Annotated in this window: 11 protein-coding genes and 2 pseudogenes; 3 read left to right on the forward strand and 10 right to left on the reverse strand. The window is 36.2% G+C overall.

Annotated features, from left to right (window positions below; genetic code table 11):
* Positions 1-619 precede the first annotated feature (619 nt).
* From LGZ98_RS21485 to LGZ98_RS21530, 10 genes are all read right to left on the reverse strand, one after another.
* Complete coding sequence (locus LGZ98_RS21485) at positions 620-1,774, reverse strand: alpha/beta hydrolase family protein (protein ID WP_113043501.1); 1,155 nt, start codon at positions 1,772-1,774, stop codon at positions 620-622.
* 19 nt (positions 1,775-1,793) lie between these two features.
* Positions 1,794-3,236, reverse strand: a complete 1,443-nt coding sequence (locus tag LGZ98_RS21490; protein ID WP_113043502.1) for an SRPBCC family protein — start codon at positions 3,234-3,236, stop codon at positions 1,794-1,796.
* Complete coding sequence (locus tag LGZ98_RS21495; RefSeq protein ID WP_113043503.1) at positions 3,236-4,783, reverse strand: class I adenylate-forming enzyme family protein; 1,548 nt, start codon at positions 4,781-4,783, stop codon at positions 3,236-3,238. The genes LGZ98_RS21490 and LGZ98_RS21495 overlap by 1 nt, the downstream gene beginning before the upstream one ends.
* A gap of 23 nt (positions 4,784-4,806) precedes the next feature.
* Positions 4,807-5,055: an acyl carrier protein gene (locus LGZ98_RS21500; RefSeq protein ID WP_113043504.1), complete on the reverse strand. Its 249-nt coding sequence runs from the start codon at positions 5,053-5,055 to the stop codon at positions 4,807-4,809.
* Between the two features lie 34 nt (positions 5,056-5,089).
* Positions 5,090-6,205 carry a beta-ketoacyl synthase N-terminal-like domain-containing protein gene (locus LGZ98_RS21505; RefSeq protein ID WP_228902909.1) on the reverse strand — a complete coding sequence of 372 codons (1,116 nt, stop codon included), beginning with the start codon at positions 6,203-6,205 and terminating at the stop codon, positions 5,090-5,092.
* Positions 6,198-7,484: a beta-ketoacyl-[acyl-carrier-protein] synthase family protein gene (locus LGZ98_RS21510; protein ID WP_113043506.1), complete on the reverse strand. Its 1,287-nt coding sequence runs from the start codon at positions 7,482-7,484 to the stop codon at positions 6,198-6,200. Before LGZ98_RS21510 ends, LGZ98_RS21505 begins: the two co-directional genes overlap by 8 nt.
* Before the next feature lie 485 nt (positions 7,485-7,969).
* Positions 7,970-8,233 (reverse strand): hypothetical protein, encoded by a 264-nt coding sequence (locus LGZ98_RS21515; RefSeq protein ID WP_158536595.1) that lies wholly within the window; start codon positions 8,231-8,233, stop codon positions 7,970-7,972.
* Between the two features lie 341 nt (positions 8,234-8,574).
* Positions 8,575-9,390: a cyclase family protein gene (locus LGZ98_RS21520; RefSeq protein ID WP_113043507.1), complete on the reverse strand. Its 816-nt coding sequence runs from the start codon at positions 9,388-9,390 to the stop codon at positions 8,575-8,577.
* The gene (locus LGZ98_RS21525) at positions 9,383-10,096 is read right to left on the reverse strand and encodes a 4'-phosphopantetheinyl transferase family protein (RefSeq protein WP_113043508.1); all 714 of its coding nucleotides are present in this window, start codon (positions 10,094-10,096) and stop codon (positions 9,383-9,385) included. Before LGZ98_RS21525 ends, LGZ98_RS21520 begins: the two co-directional genes overlap by 8 nt.
* Before the next feature lie 2 nt (positions 10,097-10,098).
* Complete coding sequence (locus tag LGZ98_RS21530) at positions 10,099-10,875, reverse strand: SDR family oxidoreductase (RefSeq protein WP_113043509.1); 777 nt, start codon at positions 10,873-10,875, stop codon at positions 10,099-10,101.
* 980 nt (positions 10,876-11,855) lie between these two features.
* Here LGZ98_RS21530 and LGZ98_RS21535 point away from each other — a divergent pair.
* The 3 genes and pseudogenes from LGZ98_RS21535 to LGZ98_RS21545 form a co-directional block, all read left to right on the forward strand.
* Positions 11,856-12,011, forward strand: a pseudogene (locus LGZ98_RS21535) (transposase); the annotation flags it as partial.
* Positions 12,012-12,116: 105 nt separating this feature from the next.
* Positions 12,117-13,367 carry a multidrug effflux MFS transporter gene (locus tag LGZ98_RS21540; RefSeq protein ID WP_262978560.1) on the forward strand — a complete coding sequence of 417 codons (1,251 nt, stop codon included), beginning with the start codon at positions 12,117-12,119 and terminating at the stop codon, positions 13,365-13,367.
* A gap of 5 nt (positions 13,368-13,372) precedes the next feature.
* Positions 13,373-13,623: pseudogene (locus LGZ98_RS21545) on the forward strand (excinuclease ABC subunit UvrA); the annotation flags it as partial.

A 13,623-nucleotide genomic window follows, 5' to 3' on the forward strand; every position in this document is an offset into this window, starting at 1 on the left:
ATTGAGATAGGCTCTTACTATGTATTAATGATATAAGAAAACACAAATATTAAAGTCAATTCTCATACTGCCAGTTAATACCTCAGCAGAAAAAGTATGGCCTTATTATTCTGACATATCGCTTCGTAATGCCTGGGAAGATGTTTTGATTTTATTACTAATGTAAAAGAGCCGCGGAACTAAAAGGCATACTCAAATAGGTCTAACCTTAACTTCTGTTGAAAAAATAAATTTCTTTAGACAAGATGAATAATCCTTAGTTTATCTTTAATTTATTTTTAATATCAGATTATTAATGTCAAACGATAATATTACATAAGTACACTATTGCGTTTACTAAAGATAAAAGCAAAACCAATATTTACCCATAACAATACCTCAGTTGATTAATAACTTTATGTTTTAGATTTGATAATTATTTTTTCTGTCAATAATAATCATCCTGGATAATCTAATGAATCTGTGCAAATTTTATATACCCGTCATCTTTCAAGCTGCCTCTTTGTTGGCTGCACTCGCTCACCCCGGTCACATAGTTACCTATGCTCCCGGGGATTCACTCCCTTGCCGTCGCGCTCCATCTTGAAATCCATAGGGTATATACCCGTTATCTTTCAAGTTAGCCTTTTTTATAGCCATTTAGCCAAAATTGCTCACTAACCCAATCTGAAACTTGTATCATATATTCGTTTATTTTATTTAAGCAAACATGAGCCTCTGATTCATAACATAATAACTTATGATTATCACCCCATAATTGATCTAATTTTTTCACTTTATCGATCGGAAATATATCATCTAATTCACCATGAACAGTAAAAACCTTGGTTTTACAAGGTAAAGAGATATCCAGTTTAATTTCGTCAAAAATAGACTGCATACGACTATTATCTTGCATAAATGCAAACTGGAAATCTTCTTTAAGCCTTCTTGGCAACTTATCAAACTCTGCTATTTCAGGCCCACCAGATAAATTGACGATACAACAAAATTTATCGCCAATTCTTTGCGCAACGCGTAGAGCAAAATAACCACCAAAACTAATTCCTAAGAAACAAAGAAGATTACTATTAATTCTGGTATCATCTTCTAATAATTTAACTATAGATCTAACATATAATTCCATATCGATAGCTATTGGCGATTTTCCAAGATTTATTCCCTGTCCTGGTCCATCAAATATAGCTACCGCCATATTTTTCCCTAAGAAAAATTCGGCCAAAGATAATATTTCAATTTCAGTCATTGAATCCAATCCATTGGATAAAATAACACAAGGCAAAGGATGATTCTCTTCTTCTTTATACCCTTTAGGGAATATAAGGAAGAACGGCATATGAAATTTATCGACGACAATATATTGGTGATCAACCAGCAAATCACTATATTTTATACTAGATAAAAAACATGAACGAATATACTCTCTGAGCTGTATCTTTCTACTCCTATCACTAAAATACATAAATTCCGCCCAATGATAACAGGCAGCGGCACTCCTCAAAGCACGAACATGACTGACTTCACTCTTAGCCGAGTTAGCGATATTAATATAGCTATCACCCACTTTTGACCAATTAATCATCCATTCATACCAAAACTCTTCAGAGGATAAGTCTAAATTTCCCACCGGAAAATGACTCAATGCCGCAACAACATCTCCCCAATGAACCTGGGGAGCATATTGAGAATTTAGGAAAAATAGTCTTGGCATAAAATAACCACAAGTAGCAAGAAGTTCTGGCGAAATTCTATTGGGTTTATTTTTATTATTCATCTTATTTTCCTTTGATTTACTAAATACGAGTGTCTAACCACTCTTTGCAGGCAAAAACCATTTTCTCACTATTTTCTGAAATAGCATTTTTTACTATCTCTCGTTGTTTCACTTTATCTTCCGTACCAAATTTAACTGCACATAAATCATGATTTAACTCAACATCATGACTAGAAATAATGAACGAACCACTTCCTTTACTTAATATACGCCATGAGCCACTATGGGACTTTAATACTAAAGGCGGCTCTGGTTGAAAATATTCAATCAATAAATTATCCGCATCACAGAATCGTATACTACGGAAAGTCTCATTTCCATTTGGTGTTGATACTTCCATATTAAATTCTTGATGTTTATCATCATTGTAAATGACTTTTACTAAATCACAATGCGGTAATATCTTGTTCCAGTCATCGATATTTAAAAAGATCTTATAAACATCATCAACTTGGTGAGGAATATAATATCCCGCAGAGAAAGTTAATAAATTTGATTTTTTATGACTTTCTACCTGACTCTTTATACTATCCATCTCCATTCGAGTATTATCATTGATAAATGAGATAATAAAGGAATTAGCCTGGTCATGATTATCAACACCATCAACGATACCACTGACATCTTCTAATAAACCCCAGTTCCTTTGTACTGTTAGAATACAGCGTTGATCATTAATAGGAATGATTTTCCATCTGCCATTCATTGTTTTTAATAATGGCATCGGTGTAGGCATAACATAATCAATCCGGTAAATAGTATCAAAATAATATCGCTGCGTTTGCCAACTTACTGCTTTATTATTTTGTTTTGCTTTGATTTCAACTAATTCTTCATTACCTGATCTCTTTAAAACTTCTGCACCATCACAGAATGAAAAAATATCTGTCCAACAAGAGACATCTTTAACCAAAGTATAAACCTGCTGTGCCGGCGCCTCACATACGACTGAGTGAGTAATCGTTCCTTTTAATACTTTTCCCACTCCCTCTGTTGATTCGACGATATTTTTTATATTATTTAGCTCTTTAACTGAATTAGTATCAATAGCTTTACTCATAAATTGGTGAGCCTGCTCTATTGTTTCAACACCATCAATTAACCCGGCTATTTCAGACTCAAGATCATATAAATGCTCCAACAACAGCACACATTGCTGAGAATTGATTTTAACCACGCGCCATAACGTTTCCATTTCTTTAACTAATGTCATTGAGGGATTCAGTTTTGATTTTATGCTGAATGTTTCTGGATAAAATTTACGATTTGATTCCCATTGCATTAAAATACCGTTAAGTAAAGCTTTGACCTCTATTTTTTCACCCTCTTTATCCCTAAAGAGAGCTTTTACTTCCTGGCAAGGCTCAAATATTTCCGGCCATTTATCAGAATTTAAAATGATTTGATATACATTTTCTACCTGAGCATTACAAATAATTGAATGTGATTCTACATAATTCATTATTGATTCCTCAATGTAAATAGTTTTTTAGGATCGATTGACTTAATTAACTCTGCTTTCAGTATTTTATCATTATGGCTCTTTGGAAAGTATTCATCAGTAACATAGAACCAGTCCGGCCACTTTTCCCGACTTAATTTACGACTTAAAAATGATGAAATAATATCTTCAATTTCAGGTAATGATTTCTTCGATATCTCGCCACTTATACAGGCAACCGGTTGATCAATCGCAACACCATTTTCATGGAAAGAAAAACCAACAACCGTAGCTACATTCACATTGGGTATCCGGGATAAAATAGATTCAATCTCTTCAGGATAAATTCTATGTCCGTTAGCACTCATAAAAGTATTTTGCTTACGTCCTTTTAAAATTAAATAATCCTCTTCATCTATATAACCGAGATCACCCGTGGCAAACCACTCATCAGGAGGCGTTATTTCTCCAGAAAGAACATCATAATATCCTTCCATAATACTTTCACCCCTTATTATAATTTCTCCAATATTATCAGATGAGCCTATAATAGGTTTAACCGCTACCTCCAATGTATTATCAATTTTGCCAACACAATAAATTGAATTGAGATATCTTTTATCACGATGATCTTGCTCATCTACCCAACAGAAAGGACCATAAGTCTCACTTAACCCATATCCCTGCATCCATTCACAGCCAATTAATTGACGCCCTTTTTCCAGTACGCTAGGCGGCATAGCTGCGGCGCCATAAGCAACAACCTGTAAGTCAGAGAGATCGATATTATGTTCTGCGGTTGATTTAATGAATAACTTCATCGACTCTGGGCGTAACATAATATGAGTTATTTTATTGCGAGAAAGATAATCAGGCCATCTCTCTACATTTCTGTCTTCCGGTATAAAAAGTGTTGATTGATGTAATAATGAACCGAAAGAAAAAATCACTCCCGTCGTATTATTCAACAAACCTGACATGAATATTTTAGCATCTTGAGTAAATTTTAATTTCTCTGTCACTGAATAAATTCGTCGACATACTAATGATTCTGAAATACTAATGGCTTTCGGTTTACCTGTACTTCCACTGGTGAACAGGACAATAAAATTAGCAATAGATTGCGGAGAATAAGTTATCATTGGGATTTCCGCGATATCATCACTGACCCGGATCTTATGATCTGAAATATCAATCACATTAATGTTATTTTCTTTTAATCTTCCAACAAAATGTTTATCTTTTTTAAGGTAAACCACAAAATCGTATTGCACTTCATTGGTAAAATTAATCCATTCATCGATTGTCGCTGATGATAAATTATAGGGCATTAATAAATGCAGCCCCATAGCACTAGCCGCAGCTAAAAAGAAAACACCTAATTCATCATGTTCAAATATAACAATGACTTTATTACCTTTTTGAACTCCTCGACTAAGTAAATCATCAATTAAATGGGAAACAGAAGATATTACCTCTTTTCTTGTATAGTGATAATCCTTAGTGATAATACAATCATGATGTAAGTTATCACGCCCTGAATGTAACAACATAGAGATTAGTTTCATTTCTGTTTCCCTTTAATTAGCAGTTAATTTTTATCGTTTAAACTTGATGAGACGAAATCAAGAACCGCTCTTCCTGTCTCCCAATGACTGAATTGACTTTTCGTCACAGAAATACCGAACTCTTTCTCAATCTCTTTTGCCAAGTCAGCTAATTCCGTAGAATCCATATCATAGGCATCAGCAAGGTTTGCATCCATATTGAAATCATCAATATTAATGTTAAGAAAAAGAGACAAAATCGTTTTTATTTTTACTTCTGGATTATTATTCATATATTTTTCCTCGCGTAATTACATATTTTAGAGATTAAATAGCTGAAAAACTCAACGCACATACATGACCTTGGTTACTGAAACGCTGAATTATTATTTGGTTAGCATTTGAAAACTCATTAATTTTATTAGATTGTTGTTCCCCATCCCCATGACTTTCTGACAAGAAGGATGACGCCAGGACTGAATCAATCACGCCACTGACTGAAAATTGATTATTCAAATAAGGCCTCAGATTTATAAATGATGTTTTTATCTCTTTATTTGAGAAAGCCTTACTCGTTATTTCTTTTTCATCATCATATATTCCATCCATAATAAATACAGCATTCTCATTATGGTTGAATAGTTCAGCAGTATATTCTAAGGTATTATTTCTTGTATTTTTATCAGGTGAAAAATAATCAACAAAACCGGTTAATTCACACAATATCGAAGCACCACGCTCTAAAGCGTGTTGTCTCTCTTCCAGCACCAGAAATGCAGCGCCCTCCGAAAAATCTCCTGGCCGTTTTTCGCCAAAAACCTCAGAGTGTCTCTGGTTTGACGCTTTCTCCAGTAAATTTTTAACTAATGGGCTGGAAAGATGTTCCGACGCACCACATAACATCACTTCCGCAACACCATTAGAAATTGCTTCCGCCGCATAGCCTATTGCTTGCATCCCTGCCACATCGGAGGTAGAAAACGTTTTAGATTGCGCACTAAAACCATAAAGCAGTGACAATTGCCCTTGAAGTGCCGCAGGGAACCATGCCGTGGCAACATAAGGTCCCATTCCCTTTATGCCTTCAATATGGAGCGCTTTAACTTCATCCTCAATATGTTGCCATCCACCAAAACAGTTTCCGACATATATTCCAACGCGATTAGGATCAAGCTTATCTACATCCAATCGACTCGCTTTTAATGCCATTTCAACGGCAACGATACCATAAACCGAAAATTCATCAATTTTACGTCTTAAGCGGTTATTGATATATTTCGCGCCATCGAAATCACTCAATGTTCTTATTACAGAACTTGCGGTCGTATTATTTTTCGATTCTTGGCCCAATAACTTCTGAATGACTTTTGATTTTATAGCGGTGACATCATTGCCATCAGGATGTATTGCACCAACACCGGTAACGACAACTCTTTTACGCATTGTCTACTGCCCTCATAACAATAACACTGTGAATACCAGAAAAACCACTTGATAATTTTAACGCGGTCTTAATTGGATATGAGCAACCTTGATTAGGAATATAATCTAAATCGCAATTAGGATCTGGCGTTTGATAATTAATTGTTGGGTGAACATACTGCTTTTCTATTTCAAGACATAATGCTACAGACTCTATCGCATTAGCGGCAGCTAAAGCATGACCTGTCATTGACTTTAATGAGTTAATTGGAATATCAAATGCACTTTCTCCCAAAACAAACTTAATCGCATTTGATTCGTTAATATCATTTTGCGCTGTAGAGCTACCATGAGCACTAATATAATTTACCGTTGATGGCGATATCTGGGCATCCTTCAACGCCATATCAATACACCGTGCCATTGCCATTCCATCCGCGGGTAAGTCAGTCATATGATAAGCATTATTGACGGATGCATACCCTGCTAATTCAGCATAGATGTGTGCTCCACGCTGCTTAGCGTGTTCATAAGACTCTAAAATTAATATTCCACACCCCTCAGCAATCACAAATCCATCCCGCTCAAGGGAAAAAGGGCAAGTCGCTGCTTGCTGATTTTCCAACTCTCTTGATGATAGTGCCCCTAAAGCTTCAAAAGAGCCGATAGAGAGTGGACAAAGTGGCGCTTCACTTGCACCAGCCAGCATAATATCCGCTCTGCCATAACGGATATGCTCCATCGCGATGCCTAATGCATCAAGTCCTGCCGCGCATCCGGTTGATATGTTACTGACGGACATAGACGCACCATATTTTTTCGCAACAGAAGTTGCGGCAGAGCTGAAATCAAAGCTGTCATAATCTTCTGATTTAATTAAATCAGGGTGAATATTCTCTTTACCCCCTTTAGTGATCCTGAGTAAACACTCTTCCATTCCCGCAGCATCGGCAATCGCTGTTGCTATCGCAACACCAAAACGCCGGCCATCAATGTCTGAGGGTTTTAAGTTTGCATCTTGCATTGCCATCTCAGAGGCTTCTAGCGCAAACTCAAGATATTTACGCTCACTTTTCAGAACAAATTCTTTGTTATTGCCATCACTACCGTGAACTTGTCCTATTGCTCCGCTTTTAAAGCCAAATTTTTCTCTTCCCCACTCATATTTACTCACTCCCGATTTCCCGTTATGAATATTGTTCCAAAATTCATTAACGCCAACACCTGTCGGTGCAACAACACCTAGCCCTGTCACCACAACTCTACGTGGTTGAGATTCATTTCTGTTATTTATTATCACAATAATTATCTCGATATAAATAGAATAAACATTTACTCAGGCAAGTTTTATTAATATAAAAGCTACCCATTTTCATTTAAGAAAATCATTATCTGTAAGTAGTGATATTAAACTACTTTATTTATACCCGTCATCTTTCAAGTTGCCTCTTTGTTGGCGGCACTCGCTCACCCCAGTCACATAGTTATCTATGCTCCCGGGGATTCACTCCCTTGCCGTCGCGATGCATCTTGAAATCCATTGGGTATATCTATAAAATCACATTTGTCATATATATTTGATTTTCATCTCCTAACCAAAATTCTTTAAAATAAGCACCAAACCATAACTCTATTTAAATACTTATTTGGTTCTTCACTGTTCTTTCATCTATTTAAACCGCAAGAATAATATGAATACTCCAGTCTAAACCAAACTAAGTTAACTCCCTTCGCTCTGCACATGGATAGAATAATTAAGCTTTTTATTAATATCTCAATTTATTCTTAAAAATCATCCAGAAAGGAGATGACAAATTTATTATCATAGAGCCGACATACCCGCTCACAGTACAATATAGCCAAACAATATAGCCAAGATAGTATATCTTTTGCTAACTTATATCTTATATACCCGTTATCTTTCAAGTTGCCTCTTTGTTGGCTGCACTCACTCACCCCGGTCACATAGTTCTCTATGCTCCCGGGGATTCGCTCCCTTGCCGCCGCGATGCATCTTGAAATCCATAAGGTATATATCGCCTTGATCACGGGAATTTACGATCAAACGGCGTATCTACTCACCTCTAGTCATTAATTTACACTGAGATTTATTTTTGTGAATTTAAATCATGCAATGCACAACTTATACCTTAATCCCCTTCTTTTAAATATTTAAGGCATATTGGTCATTAGATTTATACCCGTCATCTTTCAAGTTGCCTCTTTGTTGGCTGCACTCGCTCACCCCGGTCACATAGTTACCTATGCTCCCGGGGATTCACTCCCTTGCCGTCGCGATCCATCTTGAAATCCATAGGGTATAATTGTATGATCTATGAAATTTCTTTTCTGCTCATATTCTCCCCGCCTTACCATATAATTACATATTATTATAATATTGCGACCACTCGACTCCATGAAGCATCTGCTTTCTCTAATTTTATTGGAAAACAGCACACTTTAAATCCATAAGGTTTCGGAATACTGGTTAAATTACAAAGCCGTTCTATCTGTAAATAAGGGTGATCACGCCCGATAAAATGAGACGGCCATAAGCAATCTTTATTCCCCGTTTTTTTATAATCGTTAATCATCTCTATGAATGGCCGATCAAAGCTAAATGCATCTGTCCCAATAATCTTTACCCCTTGCTCTACTAGCCATTGAACAGCACTACTTTCAATCGCTCTATAGTGAGTAAAATAGGATTTTTCCCCCATGAATTTATCAGCTCCGGTATTGATCAGGACAATATCATTTTCTTTTATTTTATAATTAATTTTCTTTAATTGATTTTCTACTGACTGTTTATCAATTGACTGATTATCATGACTAAAATCAAGTAATACACCATGGCTATAAAACCAATCCAAAGGAATATCAGTAATTGTTGCTGGCTGATCTTGTCCTTTATGCCACCCATAGTGATAGGGAGCATCAATATGCGTTCCGGTATGTGTGGTCAATTGATAATACATCAGTGATAATCCCATACCATCAGGAAAATCATTGTGATCAATGATCCACTTTTTGCGTTTGAATAGTTTTATAAAGGCTCTTTTCCACCATGCACTGGTATGGAAATATAAATAACTTTCACCTAATTTATTAGCACCCTCTTTATGATCAACGACTCCCTTGGTTACTTTCTCAGGTTCCCAAAAATCACAATCTATAGGAACACTTAAGTCAATAATATTACTCATCTTTGTTCCTTATAATTTCGGAATAGTTTATTTCCTTGATATTTGGTGTAGAAATTATCTTCTTTTGAGATAAGGCACAAACAAATTTCTGATGATGAATCAATAATGTGCTCGCCTCTAATCCTTTCATATCTTTAACAGAATCAGAGTTATTAGCCAATAATTTCTCATGTAGAGTCGAAGCAAATAATTTAATATATGCTTCAAGCCTAACCCAATAGTATAATGACATTAAGTGATAATAATGTTTAAATCCGGGACTCACTCCTGATAGTTGCTTTAACATTACACCTTTCATATATTCCAACTCCTTATCCTTAATAAAACGTTCAATAATTTCAGAAAATTTTATCTTAGAAGGAGTGACTTCAATATCAACACCTATTTCCCTTGAGCTAAAACCGATGACACAATAGTTTCCTGATGCACTCAGAGAAAAATAATATTTGAAGTCTTGCTCCGTGGATATATAAGGTTTACCGTTATCATTCGTTATGATTTCATAATCAGATAAATATTGATTTAAAACATAACGTAACGCAACCCGTCTAAATATAAATTTTTTTCTTCTATCCGCTAAACAAATTTGGTTATGGCGAACTATATCAGAACGGTGAATTAACTGTTCAATAGAAGCTAAATCAATATCATCGATTTTTATAATCCAAAGATCCAAAAAATCAGATGATAAAGAAATATCGTCCATGATTAGTAATTACCTAATCCACCACACACATTAAGTGCTTGAGCGGTTACAGCCCCGGCGAGAGGGGATGCAAGATAAGCAACCATTTCAGCCACTTCATTAGGTTCAACATATCTTCCGATAGGAACACGCTCTTCTACTCTTCTTTTCGCTTCTGCTACATCAGTGCCCCAAATTTTGGCGTAATGTTCTCTGACACGCTCCGCCATCTCACTCTCAACAAACCCAGGACAAACTGCATTAACTGTAACACCTGAACCATTACGTGCTAATTCAAGCCCCAAGGATTTAGTCAGGCCAACAACACCATGCTTAGAAGCAGAATAAGGCGTACCATGAATAACACCTTGTTTCCCGCCGGTGGAGGCAATATTGATAATTCTGCCACCAGATAACATTAATTTTCTTGTCAAAACTTCATGTATAACAAAATAAGTGCCATTTAAATTAACGTTTATGACATTTTGCCAAGTTTGTGGGCTTATTTCAGCAGTAATACCGCCACCAGCAATGCCAGCACAATTCACAAGTACCGTCAGCTTATTATCTTCAAGCTCCAGTTGGTCAAACGCTTTTTTAACATCTTCGTGATTAGAGACATCACAAACTATTTTCTTTGCAAATTGACTACCATATTTATTGCGTAGTTTGCCAATTGCACTATCAAGACGCTCAGGAGTACGCGATAATAATATTGGTTCAAAACCATCCTCAGATAATCTTTCTGTAATTGCGAAACCAATATCTCCTGTCGCGCCGGTAATAAAGGCATATTTCATCTGAACTATTCCTATCGTTATTTATACCCGTCATCTTTCAAGTTGCCTCTTTGTTGGCTGCACTCGTTCACCCCGGTCACATAGTTACCTATGCTCCCGGGGATTCACTCCCTTGCCGTCGCGATGCATCTTGAAATCCATTGGGTACATATTATTTCTATTCATGGAAAAACACGATTACCTCTAACAAGCATTATTCACAAATTAGTGACAGTTTTTGTCAGCATTTACGAAAAATATTAACCGCTTCACGTAAAAATTAATAATATGCCAGTGTTACATTTGCAAAAACTTATAATACCAGATTGTTTTATAATTTCACTATACAAATTCATCTTTTCTGGCTAATCAGAGAATAAAATAGATGGTCAGCAATAATCACCGTATTTAAAAAAGGTTGAAAACCATGATGTTATGGATTAACCGTTAGGTTATATTTTCATAGAATGGCAATAGAATAGGAGGGGAAAAATACAACATAGAGAAACCTGAAAGCTTTCATCACCCATTACCCAAACAAACTTATACGCCCAATTAACTTCATTGTTGGCACAGAGTGATGACGAGACATATTCCAAGCACACACTCTTACCATCAGTATGTCAAACCGTTTAAAACCGGCGATATGCCAAAGTTAATCACCGGCTGGCTTATGTGACAGTTTAATGTATGTCTGATTCCTCTATAGAATATAACTTTTGGTTATATTAAATATAATCAATAAATATATTACAACAACGTTATTAAAAGGAATTAAATATAAAGATCATAATTTCCCAACGTGCTTTATAAGCATAGTTTAGATCTTAATTTTATAACAAATAATTCGCTTATTAATAAAAATCCTTACCGGATATTTATTATATTCACGCGGATTTTATTATTTTATCTACAAAGACAGTCACCATACTGATGTGGCACAGTAATTTTGGTCACCGTAATAAAGGTGATATTTTCACTTCAACAATCAAACAGGTAACATGATGAAAAGAAATTCTATCCCTGAATTCAAACGGGAATCTGCCCAGTCACTCCTTGACCAAAATTACAGTATTATGGAAGCCGCTAAGACGATGAATGTCAGCAAATCAGCCCTGGGGAGCTGGGTTCGTCAGTTGAGGCAGGAGCGGCAAGGCAGTCAGCGGGCATTGCTGGCTGCACTCGCAAAAAAATGATTTCCAAATGGAAACCATTTTTCTATGGTGTTATAGTCTTCAGAACATATTTATTATATGAGATGAATGACAGTGAAAAAAACAGAAAATATACTAGATGACAATTGGTCAGATTTGAATGTTTCACCTTACCAAAAACAAAAAGGTGTGCTGGGATTCAAACTTGTTTTGGTTCTGGGAATGTTGAGTGCTATTGGCGCTCTTTCGACTGACATGTACCTCCCTTTATTTCCCGCTATGTCTCACGCGCTAATCACAACTCAAGCGGGTATTCAATTAAGTCTAACGTCATTTATGGTTGGCCTCGCGATTGGACAATTAATTATTGGTCCTTGGTCGGATGTGATTGGTAGAAGAAACCTTCTATTAGGTGGTATGGTTTTGCTAACTGTAGCATCAATTGCTTGTTCATTTTCTTCAAGTATTGAGATGTTAATCATTAGTCGTTTTTTTCAAGGGGCTGGTGGTGCATCAGGTATTGTCTTGACACGAGCCATTGTTTCTGACCTTAGCTTTGGTAACAAAGCCGCCTACTATTTCAATCTGATGCTAGCGATACAAGGTGTAGCACCGATAGTTGCGCCATTGATGGGAGGCATTGCTGCACATTTTCCGTGGCCAGTTGTATTTGTCTTTTTAGCGGTTATTTCACTGACACTCACCATCTTAACGTTTGCTTATGTGCCAGAAAGTTTACCAAATAAATCAGCATATAGCGGAATTAAGAACAGTGTAGTTAAACAGTTTTTCAAACTGTTCAGAAATAAAATCTATATGGGATATACGTTAATATTCTCGGCCACCTTTGGAGCACTGTTTGCCTACATTTCAGTATCACCTTTTATATACCAATCCATGTTTAATTTCACCCCAGGATTTTTTTCTGTTGTGTTCGCAATTAATGCCGGGATTATGATGTCCAGCAGCATACTTAGTGCTCGCTGGGTTGAACGGATCGGCGCTAAAATGCTTATCAAAGTTGGTGTTGTAACAACTTTTGCCTTATCTTGTCTGTTACTGATTGTAAATTATCTCAGTGTTTATCAACTTGAGTTAACTACGGCCATTTTCATGATGCTTATGTTTACGATGGCGTTAATTTTCGGTAATGCAGCCAGTTTGGCATTAACAGCGGTTCCTGATTTAAGAGGGGCTGGCTCTGCCGTCCTTGGTGCTCTTCAGTTTGGAACGGCTTCTTTAACAGCATTTTTAACCGGTCTTGGCAAATCAGTGTCTCTGTTTCCTGTATCTATTGTATTAATAGGATGTGGGATTATCACTCTATTTTCCTTAATATTAGTACGTGTAAGGAGATAAATGAAGTGAGTGATCATAAACAAAACACAATTGAAATTATTGGTGCTAGGCAAAATAATCTTAAAGGAATTAATTTACGTATCCCTAAAAATGTCATTACTGTATTTACTGGTGTTTCTGGTTCAGGTAAAAGTTCTTTGGTATTCGATACAATTGCAGCGGAATCCCAAAGACAACTTAATGACACTTTTCCACCTTATATACAACATCGGTTACCATACTATGGTCAACCGCAGGGCGCGAGCATACTTTTTTA

It is taken from the genome of Photorhabdus kayaii, assembly GCF_025384895.1.
GTDB classification, from domain to species: Bacteria; Pseudomonadota; Gammaproteobacteria; order Enterobacterales; family Enterobacteriaceae; genus Photorhabdus; species Photorhabdus kayaii.

Coding starts and splice junctions, on each gene's coding strand:
- LGZ98_RS21485 (WP_113043501.1), bottom strand. CDS start 1,774: ATGAATAATAAAAATAAACCCAATAGAATTTCGCCAGAACTTCTTGCT.
- LGZ98_RS21490 (WP_113043502.1), bottom strand. CDS start 3,236: ATGAATTATGTAGAATCACATTCAATTATTTGTAATGCTCAGGTAGAA.
- LGZ98_RS21495 (WP_113043503.1), bottom strand. CDS start 4,783: ATGAAACTAATCTCTATGTTGTTACATTCAGGGCGTGATAACTTACAT.
- LGZ98_RS21500 (WP_113043504.1), bottom strand. CDS start 5,055: ATGAATAATAATCCAGAAGTAAAAATAAAAACGATTTTGTCTCTTTTT.
- LGZ98_RS21505 (WP_228902909.1), bottom strand. CDS start 6,205: ATGCGTAAAAGAGTTGTCGTTACCGGTGTTGGTGCAATACATCCTGAT.
- LGZ98_RS21520 (WP_113043507.1), bottom strand. CDS start 9,390: ATGAGTAATATTATTGACTTAAGTGTTCCTATAGATTGTGATTTTTGG.
- LGZ98_RS21525 (WP_113043508.1), bottom strand. CDS start 10,096: ATGGACGATATTTCTTTATCATCTGATTTTTTGGATCTTTGGATTATA.
- LGZ98_RS21530 (WP_113043509.1), bottom strand. CDS start 10,875: ATGAAATATGCCTTTATTACCGGCGCGACAGGAGATATTGGTTTCGCA.
- LGZ98_RS21540 (WP_262978560.1), top strand. CDS start 12,117: ATGACAGTGAAAAAAACAGAAAATATACTAGATGACAATTGGTCAGAT.